Origin of the sequence: Okeania sp. SIO2C9 (assembly GCF_010672455.1) — a bacterium.
In the GTDB taxonomy this organism is placed as follows: domain Bacteria; phylum Cyanobacteriota; class Cyanobacteriia; order Cyanobacteriales; family Microcoleaceae; genus Okeania.
Genome location: NZ_JAAHGO010000002.1, coordinates 204,700 through 230,314 on the forward strand (window position 1 = coordinate 204,700; position 25,615 = coordinate 230,314).

At 34.3% G+C, this 25,615-nt stretch carries 17 protein-coding genes; 4 read left to right on the forward strand and 13 right to left on the reverse strand.

Features of this window, described 5'->3' with window-relative positions; translation table 11 throughout:
- Positions 1-124: 124 nt before the first annotated feature.
- The 3 genes from F6K23_RS41375 to F6K23_RS02170 all read right to left on the reverse strand — a co-directional run bounded on the left by F6K23_RS41375 (position 125) and on the right by F6K23_RS02170 (position 3,433).
- A complete protein-coding gene (locus F6K23_RS41375) occupies positions 125-226 on the reverse strand; it encodes a hypothetical protein (protein ID WP_367267581.1) in 102 nt (33 codons plus the stop codon).
- 956 nt (positions 227-1,182) lie between these two features.
- The gene (locus F6K23_RS02165; protein ID WP_367267582.1) at positions 1,183-1,497 is read right to left on the reverse strand and encodes a hypothetical protein; all 315 of its coding nucleotides are present in this window, start codon (positions 1,495-1,497) and stop codon (positions 1,183-1,185) included.
- Positions 1,498-2,764: 1,267 nt separating this feature from the next.
- Entirely contained in the window at positions 2,765-3,433 is a 669-nt protein-coding gene (locus F6K23_RS02170; RefSeq protein WP_293150073.1) for a phosphoribosyltransferase, read from the reverse strand.
- Positions 3,434-3,908: 475 nt separating this feature from the next.
- On the opposite strand from F6K23_RS02170, the gene F6K23_RS02175 reads away from it, so the two are divergent.
- Positions 3,909-4,637 (forward strand): uracil-DNA glycosylase family protein, encoded by a 729-nt coding sequence (locus F6K23_RS02175; protein ID WP_293150075.1) that lies wholly within the window; start codon positions 3,909-3,911, stop codon positions 4,635-4,637.
- Between the two features lie 97 nt (positions 4,638-4,734).
- Here F6K23_RS02175 and F6K23_RS02180 read toward each other — a convergent pair whose 3' ends face one another.
- The 6 genes from F6K23_RS02180 to tyrS all read right to left on the reverse strand — a co-directional run bounded on the left by F6K23_RS02180 (position 4,735) and on the right by tyrS (position 11,004).
- On the reverse strand, positions 4,735-4,968 hold the full coding sequence (locus F6K23_RS02180) for a DUF167 domain-containing protein (RefSeq protein WP_293150077.1): 234 nt from the start codon (positions 4,966-4,968) through the stop codon (positions 4,735-4,737).
- A 419-nt stretch (positions 4,969-5,387) separates the two neighbouring features.
- Positions 5,388-5,552, reverse strand: a complete 165-nt coding sequence (locus F6K23_RS02185) for a DUF167 domain-containing protein (RefSeq protein WP_367267583.1) — start codon at positions 5,550-5,552, stop codon at positions 5,388-5,390.
- Positions 5,527-5,664 carry a hypothetical protein gene (locus tag F6K23_RS41380; protein WP_367267584.1) on the reverse strand — a complete coding sequence of 46 codons (138 nt, stop codon included), beginning with the start codon at positions 5,662-5,664 and terminating at the stop codon, positions 5,527-5,529. The genes F6K23_RS02185 and F6K23_RS41380 overlap by 26 nt, the downstream gene beginning before the upstream one ends.
- 800 nt (positions 5,665-6,464) lie before the next feature.
- Entirely contained in the window at positions 6,465-7,130 is a 666-nt protein-coding gene (locus tag F6K23_RS02190) for a hypothetical protein (RefSeq protein WP_293150079.1), read from the reverse strand.
- Between the two features lie 659 nt (positions 7,131-7,789).
- The gene (pyrF, locus tag F6K23_RS02195; protein WP_293150081.1) at positions 7,790-8,494 is read right to left on the reverse strand and encodes an orotidine-5'-phosphate decarboxylase; all 705 of its coding nucleotides are present in this window, start codon (positions 8,492-8,494) and stop codon (positions 7,790-7,792) included.
- 1,292 nt (positions 8,495-9,786) lie between these two features.
- Positions 9,787-11,004 carry a tyrosine--tRNA ligase gene (tyrS, locus tag F6K23_RS02200; protein ID WP_293150083.1) on the reverse strand — a complete coding sequence of 406 codons (1,218 nt, stop codon included), beginning with the start codon at positions 11,002-11,004 and terminating at the stop codon, positions 9,787-9,789.
- A 1,401-nt stretch (positions 11,005-12,405) separates the two neighbouring features.
- Between tyrS and F6K23_RS02205 the strand changes: the two genes are divergently transcribed.
- The gene (locus F6K23_RS02205) at positions 12,406-14,340 is read left to right on the forward strand and encodes a transglycosylase domain-containing protein (protein ID WP_293150085.1); all 1,935 of its coding nucleotides are present in this window, start codon (positions 12,406-12,408) and stop codon (positions 14,338-14,340) included.
- Between the two features lie 1,301 nt (positions 14,341-15,641).
- Here the strand turns inward: F6K23_RS02205 and F6K23_RS02210 are convergent.
- The 4 genes from F6K23_RS02210 to F6K23_RS02225 all read right to left on the reverse strand — a co-directional run bounded on the left by F6K23_RS02210 (position 15,642) and on the right by F6K23_RS02225 (position 21,152).
- Complete coding sequence (locus F6K23_RS02210; RefSeq protein ID WP_124142980.1) at positions 15,642-15,965, reverse strand: DUF1825 family protein; 324 nt, start codon at positions 15,963-15,965, stop codon at positions 15,642-15,644.
- Positions 15,966-16,582: 617 nt separating this feature from the next.
- Complete coding sequence (gene dtd, locus F6K23_RS02215) at positions 16,583-17,053, reverse strand: D-aminoacyl-tRNA deacylase (protein WP_293150087.1); 471 nt, start codon at positions 17,051-17,053, stop codon at positions 16,583-16,585.
- A gap of 794 nt (positions 17,054-17,847) precedes the next feature.
- Positions 17,848-18,945 carry a GTP-binding protein gene (locus F6K23_RS02220; protein WP_293150089.1) on the reverse strand — a complete coding sequence of 366 codons (1,098 nt, stop codon included), beginning with the start codon at positions 18,943-18,945 and terminating at the stop codon, positions 17,848-17,850.
- Positions 18,946-19,931: 986 nt separating this feature from the next.
- Entirely contained in the window at positions 19,932-21,152 is a 1,221-nt protein-coding gene (locus F6K23_RS02225; RefSeq protein ID WP_293150091.1) for a glycosyltransferase, read from the reverse strand.
- Between the two features lie 460 nt (positions 21,153-21,612).
- On the opposite strand from F6K23_RS02225, the gene F6K23_RS02230 reads away from it, so the two are divergent.
- Entirely contained in the window at positions 21,613-22,974 is a 1,362-nt protein-coding gene (locus F6K23_RS02230; protein ID WP_293150093.1) for a hybrid sensor histidine kinase/response regulator, read from the forward strand.
- A gap of 228 nt (positions 22,975-23,202) precedes the next feature.
- The gene (locus tag F6K23_RS02235) at positions 23,203-25,017 is read left to right on the forward strand and encodes a sensor histidine kinase (RefSeq protein WP_293150095.1); all 1,815 of its coding nucleotides are present in this window, start codon (positions 23,203-23,205) and stop codon (positions 25,015-25,017) included.
- Positions 25,018-25,615: the final 598 nt, after the last annotated feature.

Genomic DNA, 25,615 nt, shown 5'->3' on the forward strand with positions numbered 1-25,615 from the left:
TATTTATTACCATGGTTAATTTTTTAATTTTTACTCAATTATAACTCACTTTTAATTCTTTAATATCTTTTCTTAGTAATGGTACTCTCCTATCAACTGCTTCGTGAAGGCACTTATAAACTTGTTAGGATATAACTTTAGCTTGTCTAAGTTGAGAGGTAGCTCTTTCTTGAGTTAAAAAATTATTCAGAGGATCTAGAAACTGAGGAAAACTTTTTGCTTCCAAATATTATTTAGGATTTTTTATAAACTCTTTGCTCATAAATATTATTGCCATCTTTATGATAATATTCAGTCAGATTAATTTGAAAAAACTACGGCAGATTTTTCTCCACTTCTAATACCATTTCTCTGTAACAATGCGCTTAATAATTCTTACCAAAACCTGAATTTTACTAATAGATGTTATCTTTTATTAAGCGCAACTTCATGGAAAAATGGTATAACCATGCCGATCTATCCTCCTCATTGGTTAATCCTTTTCTAATTTCGTCCCAAGTATTGATTAAAAAGAAAACAGTTAATCCCCTATTTTTTATATAAGTTTCTAAGTAGCGACCCTCGTCTAGAGTGCATGGTTGTGCTGCTCTAAAAACAAGTAAAATTGGATAACTATTATTGATATATAGCAATCTTATTTGAGTTGTGAGATACTGTAGCTTTTAGGGAATAAGGAATAGCGGTGCGACCCCGCGAGGACGACAGTCGCAAGCGGTCGGAACCAGGGGTTTGCTAGCGCACAACTACGTCAACGCATTTGCGATAGCATTCTGTAAGGAAAGCGTCCCTTAGGGAACGGTCTCCTCCCCATGAGAATGCCGACCAAGATAGGGAATGCGCACTCCTGTGAGGGAATAGGCAATAGGGAACACCGAAGTAATAAAATTCTCATAAATCATTCCGGATTCCTATAACTCAGGGACAATTTATTTCCTGTTTCAGTATTACTTAATCCTGAAGTATCTATAATTTCTATCCCTTTTCACAACAAAGATAAAGGATATTGTATCAGCGCATTTCCCAAATGTGGAATATGCCAACTTACCCTCACTTTGTAATTTATTCTACTCACCTGGATCATCATTTTTCTCAACTTAAACTTATTTTTTGCCTCAGGTGAATTGTATTTATCAGTATTATATAAAGGAGGATATTTTTTGTTTATTTATAATCAAATATTTTCTAACGAATTAAATCAGCAAAACTATAAGTGCTAAGAATTAATAATAGTAAAGCTGTGAATTGGGCAGCTTGTATTTGAGGAGATGGTGCAAGTGCTTCTCTCACCAAAATAGAAATAGAAGAACCCATTACATAACTCAAACATAATACTAAATATTGCCATTTATCTGTAAGACTCCAACACAATAGTAATATTATGGCAAAGACTAACATTATTAACTCGACAAAGCCCGGTGGATTATATTGTATTCCACTCCTAATATTTTGGCACCAAAGTTGTAAAATTCTCATATTTTTGGCATTCAATAAAATCACAAAATTCCCATTAATTGCCAGAAAAAGATGGATAGCATTTTGACTTTGCTAGCAATTATTTTCCGGACAGGTTGATACAATTAATATTAACAAAATTTATGGAGTAGTAAATTTAATATATTTTACTATTTTTTTTGTGTTATATCAAGTCCGGCAGCATCAATATTATAAATAATTCAAGCATCTTGCTCGCAATTAAGGAACAGAAAAGAAATTTTTAAATCAGGAAAAAGTAGATATTTCCCAAGTTTTTATCTAAACAATACCAACAGACATGATATTTTTTATAGCAAAACGGTACTTGAAAGCAAAAAAATGGGTGCATCTCATATTTGCAAAAATACTATTTTCCTATATATTCCCAGATGAGCTGTTGCCTAAAAGCGATAAATTTTTGGCTTTATTCACGCATTGAGATGCACCCAAAAAAATTATTTCCACTCGTGCCACAAAAATACTTTTTCATAAGCTGAATATCTAAAAAATTGTGGTTTGTTGCTAAATCTAATACCAATTTGAAAAAAGAATGTTACGAATTAATTTGGGCAATTAAAATACTTGATAGGAGATATGCCTTGGACTCAAAAGATAAATTACATAATCAACAGTATCAAACCTATTTATTCTGAGGATTCACTCCTAACAAATAACCTATTTATTGGTAGCAAATATTGATCAAATAAGTATAACTTGGATTATTTAATAATCTAAAAAATTTCTCCAATTCCAAATAATTAGGGCTTGCTAAATAAATCTAAAACCATTGACATATAAAGACTTTAGCATTTTTTTGTCGAAAAAAATGCCTGGTTTTCAGCTCTTCATGCTTAAAAAGTTAGTATTTTAGGCGCATAGTTGGGCAGAACAATCTTGGGACAATTCTTACCCCTATCTCCTCTAAATTCCCCGTTCCTCCTGTCTCCTGTCTCCTGTCTCCTTTATCCTGTCTCCTACCCTCACCCATAAGACTTTTTCCGCAAACCCTAATTATAAATACCACTACCTGCACCAAATTAATTTAACATTTGTAAGTAGGGAGTAGAAAATATCGGAGTCGAGAATAAAAAATATACTCATATACTTGAGCAGCACAGCTAAAAATAATTTTTCCTACTGGACAGACACATCTAAAATTGTGCCCTGCGATGGATTGTTAAATAGCCTTCACAGCTTAGATTTTAGCCGTAATGGCGCACCCTACAATATTCAAAATCAAAAATACAAACTATAGCAACCAAAAATCAAAAATTTTTTTTCTTCTGCCCTCTCATAACCACTCAGTCTGTTGCTGAAGACAAGCCAAAGCAACCTCAGTTTCCACCTGAGAAAACTCAGCATAGAATCGACTCACACTCAAAAAAGGCTGAGGAGTTTCCAATACAATTAAGCGATCGCAACAATCTGCCAAAGATTTAATCAATTCTGGAGGGGCAACTGGCACAGATATCCAGACAGCATTCGGCTTCTGCAACTTAATAGACTTTAACGCAGCTATCATCGTCATACCCGTAGCAATTCCATCATCAACTAAAATTACTAACCTACCTAGAGGAATAACTTCAGGCTTTCCACCACTGAGACATTCTAATTGAGACTGTGCTTTTTCCCTTGCTCTTTCAATTATAGTCTTTTGGACTTGTAAATTGCGTGGTTTGTGCCTCGACCACACAATACAACCATCCGCTGTCACAGCACCAAGAGCCAATTCTGGATTATCCGGTAAAGTAATTTTCTTCGCCACCACCACACTCAAAGGACAACCCAACCGACGCGCAATAGTTACTGCTACTGGCAACCCCCCTCTTGGTAGACCATAGACAATAGGCTTAATCATCAACTCAGTAGTCAAATTCATTTGACAGAAATCTGAAAAAATAACCTCGGCCAATTTTTCTCCAGCATCAGTGCGGTCTCGAAATATGGGAATAGATGACATAATTTTCTCCAGCTACTGGCACTTACCAATGGATAATTGATAATTGATAATTAATCGAATCTGGGTTTAAAGTCTCTCCTGTTAAGGAGAAAAAAACGGTTGAGGGATGGCGTTTGCTATCGCAAAGCTGCGCTAACAGCGGAGCGGCTCTGATAAGAGCGGTCTCCTCGCCATATCCAATCAACCAAGACAGCGGTCGTTTGCTTTGCAACGCTGGCGCGAAACGCGCATCTCGGAACGGAGTTCTATCTTCTGAGTTTCCCGTAGGGTGGGATGGTGAGGTCTCCTAGCTGTCCGACCATCGACCAAGATAAGAAATCAGATTTCCTGATATTCAATTCCGTAATGGTTAAAACCCGAGGTAATTATCCATTATCAATTAATGAAATTTTACCGAATGGCCTTTAAGTTGAGACTTTCTACCCAAAATTTTAGAGTAAATATATAGTAGCAATTGATTCCTAAATCTCCTTTCATGTCTAACGAAAAACAACTTAGTCTCTTTGACTGGTCAAATAATAATGATTATTCAGAATCTACCTCTGATTCAGACTTCGACTCCAACCTCATTCCCACAGACGCTAAAATTCCAATTCCATCAGAAACATATCAAACAATGGAACAAATAGCAGTCCATTGTAACCAATGTTGCAGATGTGAACTAGGACAAAACCGTACTAATGCTGTCATTGGTAGAGGCAACCCCCAGGCAGAAATTATGATTATTGGCGAAGCACCCGGTCAAAATGAAGACGAACAAGGTTTACCATTCGTTGGTAGGTCTGGGCAACTGCTGGACAAAATTTTGGAGTCGGTGGAGCTAAGTAGCGATCGCCACGTTTATATTTCTAATGCTATTAGATGTCGGCCACCTGAAAATCGGACTCCGACAACTCAAGAAATAGAAGCTTGTAAACCATACTTACTAGAGCAAATACGTCTTGTAGACCCGAAAATTATTCTTTTAACTGGAGCAACGGCAGTTAAAGCTTTGACTGGTGAGAAACGAGGTATTACTAAAATTAGAGGCCAATGGCTGGAATGGGAAGGACGACTTTGTATGCCCATTTTTCATCCAGCTTATCTTTTGCGTAACCCTTCTAGGGAACCGGGAAAACCAAAGTGGTTAATGTGGCAAGATATTCAGGCAGTTAAACAAAAATTAGATGAATTAGAAGGTGAAAATAATTCTATAGATTTTTGAACAAGGAGCTAGAAAAAGTCGAGGAATTCACCCCAACTAATTCAAACTTTGTGCCAGACGGCTTAAGAATTAGCCTCTCTAGAGACAGAATAATTTGTTAAATTTTTGGTAGAGGTATTTCAATCAATTTATTCTTTGAAGATAAACCCGATTTAATTGTAATTTCTGATTTTTTCACATTAAACTTTTTTGCCAATAATTTGATTAATTCTTGATTAGCTTTACCATCTACTGGTGGAGACTTCAAACATATTTTGAAGCTACCATCTGCTTCAGTTTCAATACTTTGTTGTTTAGAACTTGGTTTAATTTTTACTTGAAAAATAGCCATTTATAGATAGCGGTTATTTATTGATGATAATTTGAGCAGGAATATATGATTTAGAGTCGATAATTACCGAATAATTAAGTTTTAAAACCTCTCCTTTAAAGGAGAAAGAAAAAAAATCACGCTCCGTGTCAATCCTATCTGTTTTCAAGGAGAGGTAATTAATTATTAATTGTTGAACACTTAGCCTCCTCTGTTCTGAATTATCACCTATGACAGCTTCGGTGTGCGACTTTTTCCCAATAAATACAAAGTTTCCTCAAATAAAAGTACTATGACGAAAGCTGAAAATTGATTTAATTAAGTAAAAAAGAAGTACTTATTAGATTTTGGCAATGAATTTATTGATTTTCAGACAGCTCAAGATAAATTTCTTAAAGCTTGAAATAACGTAGTTTCGTCAATACATAAAATGACACAATTTAAAATGAAATAGCCTTGGTTTCTGGTAGAGGTAATTCAATCAATTTATTCTTGGAAGATAAACCCGGTTTAATCGTCATTTCTAATTTTTTCACATTCAACTTTTTTGCCCATAGTTTGATTAATTCTTGATTAGCTTTACCATTTACTGGCGGAGACTTCAAACAAAGTATTTAAACTGCCATCTGCTTCAGCTTCAATACTTTGTTGTAGAGAATTCCGTGGAACTTTTACTTGGAAAATAGCCATAATTAAATTGCCAATCAAAATCTCCATACATTCCACCAGAAAATTAATAGTTCATTCCTCATCCTGTCTCCTGAATCTTCTGTTATTCAATACTTTGTTGTAGAGAATTCCGTTAAGCTTTTACTTAGAAAATAACCATAATTAAATTGCCAATCAAAATCTTCATAAAATCCACCAAAAAATTAATAGTTCATTCCTCATACTATCTCCTAAATCTTCTGTTATTCAATACTGTGTTGTAGAGAATTCCGTTAAACTTTTACTGGGAAAATAGCCATAATTAAATTGCCAATCAAAATCTTCATAAAATCCACCAAAAAATTAATAGTTCATTCCTCATCCTGTCTTCTGAATCTTCTGTTATTCAATACTTTGTTGTGGAGAATTCCGTTAAACTTTTACTTGGAAAATAACCAGAATTAGGGCTTGCTGAAAAAGTCTTATGGGTAAGGGTAGGAGACAGGAGACAAGAGACAGGATAAATGGGAATTATAGAGGAGGTAGGAGTCAGAATTTTCCCAAGATTATTCTGCACAACTATGAGCCTAAAATGCTTATTTTTTCAACCATTACGACCTAAAAGCTTGGTTTTTTTTAAACTAAAAAATGCTAAAAACTTTATATGTTAATGCTTTTATATTTAATTAGCAAACCCTAATTAAATTACCAATAACAATCTCCATACATTCAACTGTAAAGGTAAGATATAGCAGCCACAATTACTATATTTGACATATCAAAAGCTTAAAGATATGACATCTTCTGAGTTTTACTTATCTCCTAGATAACTAAAGCCTTCTTTTTTATTCCTTCTTCCTTCTGCCATATCATTCCTCATTCTGGCTCTTGACTTCTGTCTCCTGACTCCTATCTTCAAAATAACATTTTTCTAACCAAACTCTAATACCTCTAGCAAATACTCCATTACTACTATCTTCTGCTTGTCGTGGTAAATTTCCTGGGAAACTTTCTTCTATAGAAAACATATTAACTAACTCCCATTTTCTCTGACTTTTCCTCAGAAATAGCCAATGAAATTGTTGTAATTCAACTACCTGACTATCTCGATATTGCCTTTCTAAAGTTGTCAGAAAAATTTGATTAATATCCTCCTGAAAAAAAGGCATATCATCTATCGGTAAAGGTTCAAATTCAGGACGACCTGCTATAACTATATTCCGTTCTAAATAATCTTCATTTGATTGGCGATCGCGTTGAATTTCACGATTAACATAACCAGGTAAATCTAATATTAAATCTGTGGCTAGAATTTCTAAATCGTCAGAGTTTTCTGGGCAAGTAGATTTTGGTTTAGGTGGCTCTGTTGATTCTATTTTTTCTATTCTAGGTTTTCTAGGTCTTATAGGTCGTCTTTTTCTGACCATCAAATAATTGTCAATAGTCAAAAATAGGGAATTAGGTAAAGATAAATTGTCACTGACTGTACTAATAATCGTGATTATAGAAATGAATATTTTCAAATAAAATAGCATTCAACTTTAGGATCTTCAGATTGATATTTCCCTGAAAGTTATCATGTATGAAAAATATTTACTTTTCAGTAGTTTTTCCTAATAATTTAATAAGTTTGAGGATTTGAGAATTTCCTAACATTAATAGCGACTGCTATAGCAATATTTTTGTAATTGTTATCAGGGGTAGGTTATACCATTAAAAAAAAGAATGTTACAAATAATAGGTATAACTAAAAGACACATATAAAATATGTTCCTTTGAGAAGAAAGAGAATTTCTGACCTAAAACTGTTATTGAAGCCATTTATTCTGACTCCTAAGAAATACCCTAGCTATTTGTAGCAAACATTTATCAAATTGGTATTAGAAGTGAAATAGGACTTACGCAGATACGCTATATATAGCGATCAAAACTATTGTCCAATAGTAAATGAACTCTATACATAGTGCCTTTGCGTAAGTCCTGTGAAAGCTATCTTTCATTTTATTAAGCTCAAAAAAATCGAAAGATATTTAGCCTTGCATTCTGCCAAAAATCCTGATAGTATGTAATCATTGGGAGGCGTTCGCACCTATGCATGACTTTTTATTCAACTAAAATCAGAGTACTATCTATCTGAAGTGACGTTTGAAACAATCGAGCATCAAACATAGCAATACTTTGAATAAAACGCCCCTTAAATTTCCTGACAAATCCGCTCCAAAGCCCCTTTTGGGTCAGCAGCAGCAGTAATAGGTCGGCCAATAACAAGATAATCAGCACCAGCTTTAATGGCCTGAGCAGGAGTAAGCGATCGCTTCTGGTCTCCTTTCTCTGCCCAAGTTGGCCTCACTCCCGGACAAACCAACACAAAATCATCACCACAAACCCGTCTTAACTGTTCCACCTCTTGAGGAGAACAAACCGCCCCACCTAAACCAGATTCCTGAGCCAACAAAGCCATCTGCAAAGCATACTCTGGCAACTCCAGAGGAATTTTGAGGTCAAAAGCCACATCACGAGAAGTCAAACTGGTCAAAATAGTAATAGCGATTAACCTAGGTGGGTTTTCTCCTGTAGCCTTTGCCCCTTCCACAACAGCTTCTTGAGCAGCAGTCAAAGCAACTCTGCCAGCAGTAGAATGGATGGTCAACAGATCGACACCATAACTAGCAGCAGCTCGACAAGCTCCAGCAACAGTATTAGGAATATCGTGAAACTTTAAATCCAGAAAAATCCGCTTCTGACGTTCTTTGAGAATTGAGATAATTTTAGGGCCACAACTAACAAACAATTCTAGACCGACTTTCCACCAGATTATTTCCGGTAATTGGTCTATCAGAGCGATCGCTGCTGTCTCAGTCGGAACATCCAACGGGACAATAATTTTATCAATATTCATCACTTTCGTTACAATTGAAAAGTTATAGTTTAAGTACTTGCAGAATATTTTGCACAATTCTCACTCATCTATATTTTATTTTCGGCAATCAAACAAAAAACTAAGACGTTATAGTTTTGAAGAATTTTCACATCGAGAATTTCTCCTCCATCAGAGTCAGAATTTTTATCTACTAATTTTTTTAGACCATAAGTCTAAGGAAAAGTATGGATTAATTCTCACTCATCTATATTTTATTTTCGGCAATCAAACAAAAAACTAAGACGTTATAGTTTTGAATAATTTTCACATCGAGAATTTCTCCTCCATCTGAGTCAGAATTTTTATCTACTAATTTTTTCCGACCATGAGTCTAAGGAAAAGTATGGATTAATTCTCACTCATCTATATTTTCGGGTATTCAAACAAAAAAACTAAGACGTTATAGTTTTGAATAATTTTCACATCGAGAATTTCCCCTCCATCTGAGTCAGAATTTTTCCCTACTGATTTTTTCAGACCATGATTCTAAGCATTAAGTATGAGAAATTTTCAGTTGTTTAATTCCCGGCAGTCAAACAAAAAACTAAGACGTTATAGTTTTGAATAATTTTCACATCGAGAATTTCTCCTACATCTGAGTCAGAATTTTTATCTACTAATTTTTTCCGACCATGAGTCTAAGCAAAAGTATTGATGAATTCTCAGTCATCTATATTTTCGGCAATCAAACAAAAACTAAGACGTTATAGTTTTAAATAATTTGCACCAACAGAATTTCCCCTTCATCAGAGTCAGAATTTTTATCTACTAATTTTTTCAGACTATGAGTCTAAGCAAAAGTATTGATGAATTCTCAGTCATCTATATTTTCTGGTATTCAAACAAAAAAACTAAGACGTTGTAGTTTTGAATGATTTCCACCTCCAGATTTTCTCCTTCCTCTGAGTCAGAATTTTTGCCTACTAAATTTTTCCGACTGTGAGTTTGAGCAAAAGTATTGATGAATTCTCAGTCATCTATATTTTCTGGTATTCAAACAAAAAAACTAAGACGTTGTAGTTTTGAGTGATTTCCACCTCCAGATTTTCTCCTCCCTCTGAGTCAGAATTTTTGCCTACTAAATTTTTCCGACTGTGAGTTTGAGCAAAAGTATTGATTAATTTTCAGTGGTCTATTTTCTGGTATTCAAACAAAAAAAACTAAGACGTTGTAGTTTTGAGTGATTTCCACCTCCAGATTTTCTCCTGCCTCTAAGTCAGAACTTTTGTCTACTAAATTTTTCCGACTGTGAGTTTGAGCAAAAGTATTGATTACCCCTTCACCAAGCGAACAAAATTTTTCTTACCCACCCGTAGAACCTTACCATCAAGGTCTGTCGGGGAGTCAAAAGTCAAATTCTGGTCTGAAATACGGTCCTCATCCAAACGTACAGCTCCCCCGGCAATTTTTTTCCTAGCTTCAGAACTACTCTTACATAAACCACTAGCACTAACAACATAAAACAACTTCGCTGGAAACTCCACAGTAGCCAAAGAAAACTCTGGCACTGCCTCAGTTTGACTCATATCTCCCTCAAGCACCACTTTCATAGCCGTTTGTTGAGCTGACAAAGCAACTTCCCTACCGTGGTACTGAGATGCAATATCCAAAGCCAACAACTTTTGTCTTTCGCGGGGATTTTCCGGCAATTCATCCAGAGATAAATCAGTCAATAATTCAAAATACTGTTCTATCTGGTCATCAGGAATTTTTTCCAACTTAGAATACATACTCAGAGGGTCTTCCGATAAACCCACATAATTTCCCAGAGACTTAGACATTTTCTGTACCCCATCAGTCCCCAACAAAATCGGCATCAATAGACCAAACTGAGTTTTTTTACCAAAATGCCGTTGTAAATCTCGTCCCACAGCAATATTAAACTTTTGGTCAGTACCCCCCAACTCCACATCAGCATCCACAGCAACAGAATCATAACCTTGCATCAAAGGGTAAAGAAACTCATGGATATAAATTGGGCTTTCCTGCTGATAACGAAGAGCAAAACCCTCCTTCGCCAACATTTGCCCCACCGTCATTGTTGCCAAAAGTTCCAGAATATTTGCCAAATCTAATTTAGAAAGCCATTCTGAGTTGTAGCGAATTTCTAAGCGCCCTGGCGTGTCAAAATCTAATATAGGCCGGACTTGCTCTAAATAAGTTTTAGCATTTTCCCGCACCTGTTCGGAAGTTAACTGTTTTCGGACTTCAGATTTCCCTGTAGGGTCGCCAATTCTTGCAGTAAAATCTCCGATGATTAATACTGCTGTATGTCCAGCATCCTGAAAAGCCCGGAGTTTACGAACTGGGATACTATGGCCTAAATGGATATCTGCTCCTGTGGGGTCAATTCCTAATTTAACTCGCAAAGGTCGGTCTGAATTGGCCAATCTCTGAAGTAAATTTTCATCAGGGTTTGTAGAATCTGGTCTATCTGGAAAAATTTCGCTGATGCCACGACGCAGCCATGTAAATTTATCAGTCATCATTTAGTTTTAGTTATATTGATATAGCTTTAGTTTGGGGGGTTAAATTAAATTTAGAGCAACTATGGTTTAAGTTATCCAAATCCTATACTTAGTCTTTAGTCATCTAAGACGCATTGAGATTTTATATTCTATATTCCCTTTCACAAAAAAATTGGACTATATAGTTTAAACGCTGAACAGTTTACAAAGTCAACTGCTTAATGGCATCTAAGTAAAATGTTATAGAAAAATTCAGTAGATGTAAAAATTATTGTGTTTAAGCTTCCTTAATAATTAAGAATGCTAAAGTAACGTAAATTATTTATGAATATAATTCAACCTTATCCTTTCATCTTTTTCCCTATGGTTTTAATATCCCACCGTCACCCCTGGTGTCTACAATTGGTTGTTTCGTAGGCGCAGAGTGACAACTTTTCAGTATCCCATCCATTTTTCCAGTCCTTCAGTCCTTACTTGTTCCTTATTCAAATATTTAATATACTTTGTAAGCTGAATAAATTAAGAAACCCTCGACTATCGCTGCTAGATGACCAAGTAATTCACTCAAGAGATTATCAGCTATGAGCAGTAGAATTGCAGAATATAAATCAATTAACCTCTAAAAATATATCTAAACATCTAAACACCTAAACAATTTCTAAGTAGAACATGGTAAATTTTGGGCGCTATGTATCTATCAAATTGTAAATTAGCTCAAAAGTTTATATTCATTGCTTTTAGGGTTTTTTTGATTTAAAAATGCAACATCTTTTTTCTAGCCTGCTCTACTTAGCTCTGCTCTAAAAATTGAAATTTAGTTTTGTAAGCTGAATAAATATTAAGACACGACCGTCTCTCACTGCTAACTAGGGTTTGCGCTCAAAAGTCTTATGGGTGAGGGTAGGAGTCAGGAGACAGGAGACAGGAGACAGGAAAAGTAAGGAATGAGCAAGGAGGCTGGAGGAAGAATTATCCCAAGATTGTTATGCCTCGCGTCAACCCAAAATCCTAACTTTTTGAGCTTTAAGGAGCAAAAACCTTGTACTTTTTCAAGACCTAAAACGGCTAAAACCAATATCAGTCAATGCTTTAAAATTTAATCAGCAAAACCTAACTAAGCAAATAATTCCGTCGAGAGGTTACCAGCTATTAACAGTAAAATCCCTTAATATAATCGGTTAATCTCTCAAAATATATTATCTAATACTAAATACGGTTATGAAAAGGTACTTGTTTTATGCTCAAATCCTAATGTATAGCAAAGAGTTCAACTTTTTGGAACATCCTTTACTAAAGTGGATTTGGTACAACACCGAACAGCAAAATTCCCTAATATAATCAGTTAATCTCTAAAAATATATCTAACACCTAAACAATTACTAGCTCTAAAATTTGAAATTTCGTCAAGGAAGTTAAATAAAAGTGTCCACCAACGCCCTCCCACATAAGCAAACTACAAAATCTCAGTCTGAAATTTCACCAGTCTTCGGATTTGTTCAATCTGTCAGTAAAGTAACAGCAGGTACCGTACTAGGCATTACCATGCTAACTAGCTCATTAGTTGCTGGTGGACTGGTAGGTTTAGCAATCAGCTTTCGTAATCTTCCGGATGTTCGGGTGCTAAAAAATTACACACCTTCAGAAACAACTCATATATATGATGTCAAAGGTAGACCATTGGCAAGTCTCCACGATGAGGCCAACCGAGAAGTAATACCCCTAAACCAAATTTCTCCAGACTTAAAACGAGCAGTTCTAGCGATCGAGGATAGTAACTTCTACAATCACTACGGCATCTATCCTATCGGAATTATGCGTGCTTTTGTGGCCAACTTAGAGCGGGGTAGAACTGTTGAAGGTGGTTCTACCGTAACTATGCAGTTGGTGAAAAATTTATTTCTCTCCCCAACAGCCAAACTAAGTAGGAAAGTGGCTGAAGCAGTTTTGGCAATTAGGATGGAACAAATTCTCGATAAAAACGAAATTTTAGAATTGTACCTTAACCAAATTTACTGGGGTCATAATCTCTATGGAGTTGAAACAGCAGCAAAAAGCTATTTTAATAAATCCTCTAAGGATTTAACTTTGGCTGAAGCTGCCTTGATGGCAGGTATGATTCCTGCCCCAGAAGAGTATAGTCCATTTATCAATTACCAAAAGTCCAAGCAACGTCAGGCCACTGTTTTAGCAAGACTGCGTGAACTTAATTGGATTACTGCTGAAGAGGAAGCTGAGGCTCTCAAGCAACCATTGTTAGTGGGTAAAGTTACCTCTTTTCGTCAGAGTGAACTTCCTTATATTACTGATGCAGTTGTTCAGGAGTTAACTGAGAGGTTTGGTAAAGATGCTGTTCTTAAGGGAGGAATGCGGATACAAACGACCATTGATATGAATTTCCAACGGATGGCTGAAAGAACTGTGACTGAATGGCATGAAATCTTATATTACCGTCGGGTTTATCGGAGTTGGGACAAAGGTCAAATGGCATTAGTGGCAGTTGACCCACGCACCCACTTTGTACGGGCAATGGTTGGTGGGGCAGATTTTAAGAGTAGTCAATATAATCGTGCTGTTCAAGCTCGCAGGCAACCAGGTTCTGCTTTTAAGCCTTTTGTTTATTACACTGCTTTTGCTTCGGGTAGATATTCCCCATATTCGGTTGTGTCTGATACTCGAGTTAGTTATCCAGATGGTAATGGTTACTACACTCCTCGAAATTATGGCGGTGGATATTCTGGCTCTGTTAGTATTCGTAAGGCTTTGGAGTCTTCTTTGAATATACCAGCGGTGAAAATTGGTCAATATATTGGACTTAATAAGGTAATTGAGGTTTGTCGGATTTTAGGGATTAAGAGTCCGATGGAACCTGTTATTTCTTTACCACTTGGTTCGGTTGATTTGACACCTCTGGAAATGGCGGGTGCTTATGCGACTTTTGCTAATAATGGTTGGCATTCTGATACGACTTTTATTGTACAGGTGACAGATACCAGTGGGAATGTCTTGTTGGATAATACTCCTAAACCTAAGTTGGTTTTAAATCAGTGGGCTGTAGCGTCACTTAATAGTGTATTGGTGGGAGTAATTGAACGAGGTACTGCTACTAGAGCTAAGATTGGTCGTCAGGCGGCTGGAAAAACTGGTACAACTTCTTCTGAACGAGATGTTTGGTTTGTAGGTTATACACCTCAGTTGGCAACGGCTGTTTGGGTGGGCAATGATGATTATCGGCCTCTAAATTATGGTGCTACTGGTGGTACTACTGTTGCACCGATCTGGCGTGATTTTATGAACCAAGCCTTGAGAGGCCAGCGTCGTGAATATTTTCCCCCAGCATATAAATTTGAGAGGCCATAAATTACTGTATAATAAGATTAAGAAGGAAGAGCGAATTTGAAAGTTGGGAACCCCCTCAATTGATTTATTGTTTATGGGGATTCATCAATAGACATCCTCCCGATGTTGCCCTTGAGCGACAATGTATGATTCCTAACCATCAATGATTAGAGGTTTCTGCTTCCTCTTGCCTCCTCCGGAGGATCTGCGCTAACATAGCACTTGCCTCCGAGGTCTAGCCTCTTTTTGGTCTTAAGGTGGCTCCACAGTACGTCGCCAACCCGACGGCTCCCCTAGACACTAATAGCCTATAAGCCTTAGGTTAACAACTATAGCACACAATCTGTGAAAACCGCAACATTGATTGGTTTTTCCATCCTTCTGCTCCCCTTCGGAAGAGCGCAGGTCTTCAACCAACGTTGAGATAAATAAATAAAAGAACACTATTAAGTTTGTATCTCTACTAAGATAGGTTCTATTTTGAATTTTCTGAATTTTCCTGATTTGAATCAAGGCTTAAATAGCATTTTTTTGTTGCTATAGCAGAAGGAAGAAGCAAGAAAGAAAAATCTGGAGTTGTCTGAGTTTTAAGCTTTTGATATGTAAAATACCAGGGCTGTTTCATTCTAAACTGTGCCATTTTATGTATTGACTAAACCACGTGATTGACAGCTTTAGGAAATTGATCTTTCGCTGTCTGAAAATCAATAAATTAATTGTCAAAATCTAGAATGAAATGACCATGGTAAAATACAGTAATGGAGAATGCTATAAATAAAAATAAATTAAAAATCAAGTAGTACAACAATAAATTCTAAATTATTCTTGTTTTCTAGATAGTGCGAATTTCTTGGAATAACTATTACTATATAAGGCTTTCAGCGGTCTAAAGGTTAAAAACTGTTTATTCATAGTTGTAGGTACTGTAAGCCTTTTCCAGTAATACTTTCAGCCTTGAAAGTAAATCTTTTTTTTTGCAGAACTTTGTACTATCCAGTTGTTTTGATATTTTTGATAATTTGAAAAAAATGTATCTACTAAATACCTCAAAAGAGCAAAATGCAAGATAATTAGTTTTTATTAATTCCTAGAATCAAAGGTTTGGGTTAAAGAAAATAACTTTATTAATGGGTAATATTGGTAAGTATAATTATAGATTGAAATTGAGTTAATGATGGGTTCAAATCATACCGTCATTTGGAAAAGCAAAAAAAACTGCTTATTTCTAAATTTCTATAATTTCTATAACTTCAAAAATTTTCCCAAAAAACTGTTTGAAATAATGTGCTTAATATATTAAATCGTTATTTATCTTGATTCAATTAGGACTGTTTTTCTAATTCTGACTTCATTCTTTCTAAAGTTGTGTGCATTTGATCGAACATTTGTTGAGGACTAATGCCAAATTGATTTAACTGAGTTTTAAGTTGTTCCATAGTCATTTGAGCCATAAAATCTTCTGATAATTCAAAACGCTTCATAAAAATGCGGTAGCGCTCCATAATAGATTCCATCTTTTCAATATAAATTTTTTTACCTTCTCGATCGAATTTACCATAATCACTTCCTACTTTAATTAAGGATTGATAATCCTCAAATAATTGTTTAGCTTCCTGTTGAACTACTTCTGAATCAAAAAATCCCATAGCTTTCCTTATTTAAAATCTAAAATTATATTAACTAAATTTTTAAGTTTAGAAATACCCTAATTTAACAATTGTGATATTAACATGACACTTGTTTGTTAGGTAAATCCATTACTTATAGTACTATAACATTAATTTTGTCTCGACCATTGAAAAAAAATGGTGTGGAAATACCCCTATCTTGGTTCGTCAACCCGAAATTTTATTGATCGCATTTATATAGAGTTTACATTTAAGTTGTCAAAATCCTTTTGAGAAAAAGTAAATAGGCAACAGATAATAGAGAATTAAGTATAGAAATATTTTTTGTGGTGGAAAAAATAGCTTTATTCATAGATATTTCATTAAATAGGGTTTGCTGATTAAATATCAAAGCATTAACTGATATTGGTTTGAATAATTTTAGGTACTGAAAAAGTACCAGCTTTTCAGTTGATGGAGCGGAAAAAGTGAGGATGCGTGGGGTAATGATGAGAGAAAAACTAAGGGGCAATGATGAATGACTACCTCTTCTACAACTCCCCTAAATCCTAACTCTTAACTACTGCTTACTTCCTACCCTAACAAAAAGACTTTATGAGCGCAAACCCTAATTATTAATTATTAATTATTAATTATTAATTATTAATTGTTGAAGTAGCTTCTCTTTCTAACAAAAGAGTTACCGGACCGTCATTATCAATTTCAACTTCCATCATTGCTCCAAATATACCAGTTTCTACTTTTAAGCAACTCAATTTTAATCCCTCTACAAATAGCTGGTAAAGTTGTTTAGCAACTTCAGGAGATGCTGCATTATCAAAAGATGGACGACGACCTTTGCGACAGTCTCCATAAAGAGTAAATTGACTAATTATTAACAATTCACCATTAATCTCTTTTACTGATTTTTCCCAACGGTTATTATTACTATCTGGGTCAGGAAATAAACGAAGGTCTAAACATTTACGCACCATCCAATCTATTTCTACTTCTGTATCAGTAGTCGCAATACCTACAAGTAAATTTAATCCTTTGCCAATTTTACCGACAATTTCTCCATTTACTTTGACTTGAGAAAATTTCACTCTTTGGATAATAACTCGCATAACAAAAAAGTTAAAAGTTAAAAATATTTTTTTCTTTTGACCAAGCATAAACTAGGGAAAAATAATCAATATAAATTAGTATAAGTTCCTATGCCAAATTAATTACATATTTTGTGTCTAAATGTTCGAGCACTTTTTTGAGATCTTGAAGTAAGCTTTTCCAGTTGTTTTTCTGCTGACTTTAAAGATTTTCATTAATTCCTTAATAGGAAATCCTTGACCACTCAATATTATACATTTAACTTCCTCTCTAACTTGAGGACAATTACTTACTATGGTGACACCAATTCATTTTAAGAACTTCACAAATAGTTTCGCTCCTTTAAATGCCAATATTTAGTGCATTTTTACAGAGAAATGGTATTAATTAATATTCAATGGAAAAGAGTCGGGAGTAAAGAATACTCACTGTTGTCTACTCCTTTCACTTCCCTTGTTTAATAGACCACAACTTACCTGGGTTGCCTCAATTCTGATGGGGGTGAATCTTAAGTCATAAATTTTCCGATTTATAATTCTCTTTTTTAAGCAGAATCAATGCATAGAACTTCCCAGAAAAATAACAGAGAAGATAGTTTTTACTTGTAGTAATTTATTTCAGGTAAAATTTATTAGTTTATTTCCTCATTTATAGTATTTAACCATGACTTTTAACCTCCCTCTAATCATTTTTATAAGTAGAAAAAATGCAATGTAAAGCAGTTTCCTTCAAACAAAAGAAGAAAGAAGATATTTTTGTTTGTAGGAGACTTAAAGAATTCCAAGCTATTACCTTCTTCCTTCTGCCTAACTTTTTAAGCAAAAATACAGTCTTCTAATTGCGATCGCAACTTATCGTGGTCTAAATTTTGACCAATCAAAACTAACTGATTTTTAGGAGTACCTTTCCACTCATCATCATTAATAGTAAACCGCTTACCACTCAAATGAAAAATATGTCGTAGAGGACTTTCTTCAAACCACAAAATTCCCTTTGCTCGGAAAATATTTGCAGGCAATTTATTATCCAAAAAATATTGGAATTTTTTAAGAGAAAGAGGCTTATCACTTTGAAAAGAAATAGAAGTAAAACCATCATTTTCTAAGTGGTTGGAATGATGATGATGTTCATGGTCATGGTCATGGTCGTGATGATGATGTTCATGGTCATGGTCATGGTCGTGATGATGATGTTCATGGTCATGGTCATGGCCGTGGTCGTGGCTATGAGCTTCTTCTTTTATTTCAAAATACTTCTCCGACTCAAACAAACCCACACTGAGAATCAACGGCAAAGCTACTTGTGATTGGCTAGTTCTCATAATTCTCGCATCTTTTTTAACATCTCTAATCTTCACTTCTAATAATTCTAAATTTTTCTCCTCAACTAAGTCAGTTTTATTTAACAAAATAATATCACCATAAGCTATTTGACTATGTGCTGCCTGACTATTAAACAAATCAAGACTGTAGTTAGCAGCATCGACCAAAGTAATAATTGAATCTAGGCGAGTCATATCTCGTAATTCAGTACCTAAAAAAGTTAAAGCTACTGGTAATGGGTCAGCTACACCAGTCGTTTCTACTACCATATAATCAATTTTGTCTGGTCTTTCTAAAATTTTATAAACAGCATTAACTAAATCTTCATTAATAGTGCAGCAAACACAACCATTAGTAAGTTCGACCATTGTGTCATCTCCATCGGTAGAAACAATTAATTCATTATCAATACCAATTTCTCCAAATTCATTTACTAAAACGGCAGTTTTTACACCCTGTTGATTTTGTAATATATGGTTCAGTAAAGTAGTTTTACCACTACCAAGAAAACCTGTAATTATTGTCACTGGTAAACCATATTTTGGCATATCCATATTTGAGGTATCTAATTGAGTTGTTGTTGATTGCATAATTGTCCTGTTAAATTACTTTAATGTTTATTTTTGAGCAGAAGTACAATTATTATAGTATCAATTTTCATGCTCTAAAATTGAGGGTATCTTTAACGAAGTTAGAAGTCAGAAGTTAACCCACCCCTCGCCCCTCCCCCTCCCAGGAGGGGAAGTAGGGGATTTGAGCAACTCTCCAAAAACCCGATCGCCTTAAAAGGCGGGGTTGCGCGACCCAATCCTGTTTGATAATAAAAAATTAAATATAAAGTTATCAGCTTAACAAGTGCAACTTGATTAGACATCTCCAATAATAAAAAATCAAATTAATTCTCGTACATAAATCATTAATTCTTTCCGCCTACTCTCTACTCCCTGCTCCCTATTTTCTAGAGATGTCTATTAATTATGAGTTTCTATGATTGAAGATTTATCTACTGGTAAAAATCATCATTCTGTGAAGCACCAAAAAACCCTGGATGGAAGGCAATAGGATTCCCACAATCAAAAAAAATGTGGTAGTATTATGTTATTGGGGTGAATTCGCCTATACGCATGACTTTTTATTCAACTCCAAAAAGTTGTCTAGGGAAGAAGTATTGAGAAATAGGAGCTTAGTTTTAGACTTAGTTGCACAGAAAGCTAGCGGGTAAACTGAAGATTTATCTACTGGTAAAAATCATCATTCTGTGAAGCACCAGAAAAACCCTGGATGGAAGGCAATAGGATTCCCACAATCAAAAAAAATGTGGTACTATTATGTTATTTGGATGAGTTCGCCCATATGCATGACTTTTTATTCAACTCCAAAAAGTTGTCTAGGGAAGAAGTACTGAAAAATAGGAGTTTGGTTGTTGAAAATTTATACTGAATAAAAGTGATTATTCACCCCCTTTGTTAAAAACATTCCCTCCCTAACTCCCTAACTCCCTAACTCCCTAACTCCCTAACTCCCTAACTCCCTAACTCCCTAACTCCCCTACTCCCTACTGCCTACTCCCTCTTTTCTAAAGAATAATTGGCTCAAAAGTCGGTCTACCAAATTTTACAGACGGTATAAGCACATCTAATAATCGATCCACAACTTGCTTCCAAGTAAAATGCTGAAGAACCCATTTAGGTCCAGTTTGACGAGCTTGTTCTAAAAATAAAGGTTTTTCAATAACTGTTTGCATTAATTCAATCAAATGCTCTTGTTCTGGTACTACACACCAGAGGGTATCTCCATCCCTTGTATAATTATTTTGGAGTTTGCTATCAATTTTTAAAGCAAAGTCCGAGTTAGTAAAATCATCTGTTGGGCCACCTTTTGTACATATTACAGGCAAACCACAAGCTGTTGCTTCCAATACTGGCAAATTAAAACCTTCAGCTAAATAGGGAGAAACATAAGCATCAGCAACTTGATAAAGTTGAGCTAGTTGAAAAAATGAAAGAGTTTCGCCAACATAGATAATTCTAGACTTCACTTTTTCCATCTGTGTATTAGTGAGTGCAAGTTTGCTAGCTTTGAGAATAGAATCTTGAGAAGGAAAAATAGCATCCCTACCTTTAAGGATGAGTTTGGTATCTGGATAGCGCTCAACAATGGTGGCAAATGCTTTGAGTAAGCGTCCCACTCCTTGACTACTATTGCACATCACCCCAATATTGAGAAACACAAAATAGTTATTAATGCCCAACTTTTGGCGTAGGATAGTTCTCTGAGAAGTTGGTAAAGGATGATAAATATTAGGGTTGACACCAAGAGGGACAACAGCAACACGACTTTCTTGAGCACCACTGCGAATAAACCCATCTTTTGACCAGTGGGAGGGGGTAATAATAATTGCATCTCCTTGAGCATGAGCTTCTGAAAAAGATTTTACACCCATTCCGTTAACAATAGATTTGCTCACAATACCCCATTCAGTGCAGGCAAAAACTGCTGTTCGTTTACTCGTGGAGAAATTGAGATTAAAGGGAGCATATATCCGTAGTGTGGCATCAGCAGTTTTTTGAGGAGATGGTTTGGGGATGTTGCGTAATGCTATTTCTGCATCAGGAGGAAATAAACCTCTGACGGGTTGCCAACTTTTACTAATGTAAGGCATATCCTGATGATAAATTTGTAGATGCTTTCGGTTAAGCATTTCTAGTAGTTGAAATTGATTTGCGATCGCATAAGAATGGGGTAAAAAACGCCAACCTTCGATAATAATACGCAATTGGTTAATACTCCTAGACATTTTAATTTTTAGTAGTCATAGTTGAGATTTTTACAGCATTGTGTCTCTCTCAATACAAAAAAAAGTGATATAATCGTAATTATACTGTTATGAAAAGTTTTGATAAAGAATTACTCTTACTTTAATAAAAATGTTAACATAATTAATAATACAATAAGAAAAATATTTGAGTTATTAATTGTTTTATGAGTATGAGTAGTAGATGAGAAAATTATATCGGCCAGGTGAAAGTAGTAATAAATCATCTGATATTTACTTTGATTTTGTTATAAATAAATCTAGTTTTTTTTGTAGAAAAAGTATTTATTCTAGAAAAAAATACATATTTTTGATAAAAATGGCACAGTTTAATCTTGATTTATGTTCCTTGTTTTATATTGGTAATACCCATAAGTTTTTGTCCTGAATCAAGTCGAAAACTGCTGTAGTTAAAACTAATAAAAAAATGAAAGGAGCTTCCATGAATCAAAAAAAAGAACACACAATTATGGTGGTAGATAATGAATATCGAAATGCAAAATTAATGTTAAATTTCTTAAAATTTTCTGGTTTTAATGTCATCGTTCTAGAGAATGGGGAAACTGCCATTGAGAAGGTAAAAAATGTATTGCCAGATTTGATTTTACTAGATATACTCATGCCAGGAATAGATGGTTTTGAGGTTTGTAGATACTTGCAAGCTTCAGAAAGAACTAAAAATATTCCTATTATTTTTATGACTTCACTTTCTGAATCTACTGAAAAAATAAAAGGTTTAAATTTAGGAGCTGTAGACTATATTGTTAAACCATTTAAACCAGAAGAACTTTTATCTAGAATCAATATACATATACGCTTACAAAAAGAGATCAAAGAACGGAAGGCAGCAGAAATAGCATTGCAAAAATCTGCATCCGATCTCGAAGATAAAATACAGGCAAGAACTGCGGAACTTTCTCAATCTTTAGAAGAACTTAAAGAAGCTCAATTGCAACTCATTCAAAGTGAAAAAATGTCTAATATTGGGGCATTAGTTGCTGGTATTGCCCATGAGTTAAATAATCCAGTTAGTATAGTTGTCGGTAATGTTAAGTTGGCGGAAACATATCTAACAGCAATTATTAATCACATTAAATTATATCAAAAACAATTTCCTGATCCTGGTCTAATAATTGAAAAAGACGCGGAAGAGATGGATATAGATTTTCTGATTGAAGAGCTACCAAAAATATTATTTTCCATAAAAAAATCAAGCGATCGCATCAGCGAAATTAGCGTATCATTGCGAAGTTTTGCTAGAGCAGATAGTACCTCAAAAGTAGCTTTTGATATTAATGAAGGCATAGATAATACTCTGACAATTTTACAGCATCGACTAAAAGCTAATCATCAGCGTCCCGCAATTGAAATTATCAAAAATTATGGAAATTTACCTCAGATTAATTGTTATCCAAATACCTTAAATCAAGTTTTTATGAATTTGTTAGTCAATGCAATTGATTCTTTAGAAGAATATAACTATAAAAAATTTAAAACTTATCAAGAAATTCTGCAAAATCCAAATCGGATTACTATTACTACTTCAATTATTGAATCCTATGGAGTAGAAATTAGAATAGCTAACAATGGACTGGGAATACTGGAAAACCTAAAAGATAAACTATATGAAGCTTTTGAAAAGACCAAGACTAACAGTAAAATAAGCAACTTGGGATTATCTATGAGTCACTTAATTATAGTAAATAAACATGGAGGAAAATTTGAATGTAATTCTCTTTATGAAAAAGGAACAGAATTTGTGATTAAACTACCAAATAAAAAAAGATCACAAAAATCTAAATAATTTGATAAGTTTGACTATAAATATATTTATAACGCTCTTGATGATCTACTTCCGATGTATACCAATAGACTGCTAAAATATTGTTTTTAAAATTATTGCTTTAATTTATTCCCTTCAATAATAAATTGGCATATTTTATCCTATAATTTTTATATTTTAATTTAATTATCTAGAGGTATTTTATCCTTAATACAAAACAATTTTATTCTAGTCATCTAGACATATTTTATGTTAAACTTAAATTATACATTACTGAACTTCAAAAAATTAAAGATGTATGATTTAACTCAATTTAGTCTCAGAGATATGTCTGAATGTGGGCTAGTTTTACGCCAATTAGGAAAAGATTCTCATACAACAGAAGACGTAAGCAATAGAATTATTAAATATCTTTATGAAAATCTAATTAGTAAAGATATTAAAGAAAAATCCTGTGTGTTAATCCGTATGTTTCAGATGATTTCATATAAAAAACTCAGCTCCGAACTGCAAGAATATGCTTCTAAATTATTAAATAATCAATCAGTAACTCCTAATTTAAAATGCTTAACCTTGCTGAGTACTGCTGGAGAAAAACCAGAATGGAATTTACGACAAAAATCTTCTGGGCACAAAGCAATTCCTTTAGCAAATAAAGCAGCGATCGCTAAAATTCCGATGATATCAAGGCTAATTCAACAATTAGGATTAGATCCTGGTCAAGTGGTAGAAACAGACCTAAATTTATTGGCTGATTTAGAGCAAAAAATGTACAACGTATTTTATGTAGCTGATGCCTTGGGAAGTCCTTATATTCCAGGGCAAAAATCATTTGTCATTCCTTTTAATATTAAATCTGTAATCGGATTTGGAGGTTTATTACCTTCAGGAAATATATTTGTCGTTTTAATGTTTTTAAAAGTAAAAGTACCAAGAGAGACTATTGATTTATTAAAACCATTAGCACTAAGTGTTAAAATGGCTCTTTTGCCCTTTGACCAAGGCAAAATTTTTTCAGATTATCAAGAGCAAGCAATGAGTCAGAGCGAACTAAAAGATAAAGATAGAATTATTGAACAGCTTCAATCAAAAAATGCAACATTAAATCAGTTATTAGATGTATCAGAGAAATCCACATTAATTCAATCTGACCGTTTAGAAAAAGCAATCGCCGAACAGCAAAAAACCCTAGAAAAACTGCAGACAACCCATGGTCAATTACTACACACAGAAAAAATGTCTAGCTTAGGACAAATGGTAGCTAGTGTAGCCCATGAAATTAACAATCCGATTAACTATATTCATGGAAATATTACTCCAGCTCAAGAATATGTTCAAGACATACTAGAATTGCTAGATATGTATCAGCAAGAATTTCCTCATCCTACACCAGAAATTAAAATTAAAATAGCAGAAATAGACCTTAATTTTATTAAGAAAGACCTGAATAAAATTATCAGGTCTATGGAGATAGGTACAGAAAGAATTTATGAAATAATTAAGTCAATGCGTAACTTTTATCGGTTTGAAAAAGCCGAATTTAAACAAGTTGATGTTCATGAAGCAATAGACAGTACATTGATGCTTTTAGATAACCGGATGAAAGCAACAACTTTTTACCCAGAAATTAGAGTTATAAAAGAATATCAAGAATTACCATTAGTGGATTTTTATGCTGGTCAACTTCATCAGGTATTGATGAATATTTTGAGTAATGCTATTGATGCGTTGGATGAATATAATAAACAGCGCACCCCAGAAGAAGTCAGGAAAAATCCAAGTCAAATTAAAGTTTGTACTAAAATTTTAAATAAAGAGTGGGTAGTAATCTCGATTGCAGATAATGGCTTAGGTATGCCTGAAGAAGTGAACAAAAAACTATTTGATTCTTTCTTTACAACTAAATCTTCAGGAAAAGGAACTGGATTAGGGTTATCTATTAGTTATCAAATTATTGTGGAAAAACATGTCGGAAAATTATTATGTTATTCTCAACCAGGAAAGGGAGCAGAGTTTATAATTCAGATTCCTATTAGGCAGAAAATTAGTCAATTAGTATTATAGATTAAGTAAATTAACTAAAGATTCAAGCATTGAAATTAAATTACTTCTGGTAATCTTTCCCCGATTAACTCTCTCTTCTCCACTTCCCACACTCGACTCCTGAATAATAAGTTATAGCTACTGAATGTAGTTGAATAAAAAACTCTTTTTAGCAGAATTTTATCAAAGTTATATTAGTGATAATTTAAAGTTAAATATATCTGTAAAAAAAAACGGCAAACTTTTTCCCTTCTTATATCATATTGTAAGCATTCAGCAGTCAGCTATCAGCTTCATTAGCTTGAATTGTATAAGTTAAAAACTCAAAACAAGTCTTTAGCATTCAGCCGTCCTTCAGCAATTAATTTTGGGGAAGGTAAAAGCAACCTTTGAAATTGAGAAAGAATAAAAAGTTACTGTCAAAGTCTCCTTTTCCAACCTTAGAAGTAATTATTCATTATTAATTACTAATAGCTGATACCATTTCTCTGTAACAATGCGCTTAATAATTGTTGCTCAGACCTTATTACACCGACTATTCTCATCTTTATATTAAGTGCAACTTCATGGAGAAATGGTATGACTGCTAATAGCTGAATGCTTACATCATATTCGGACG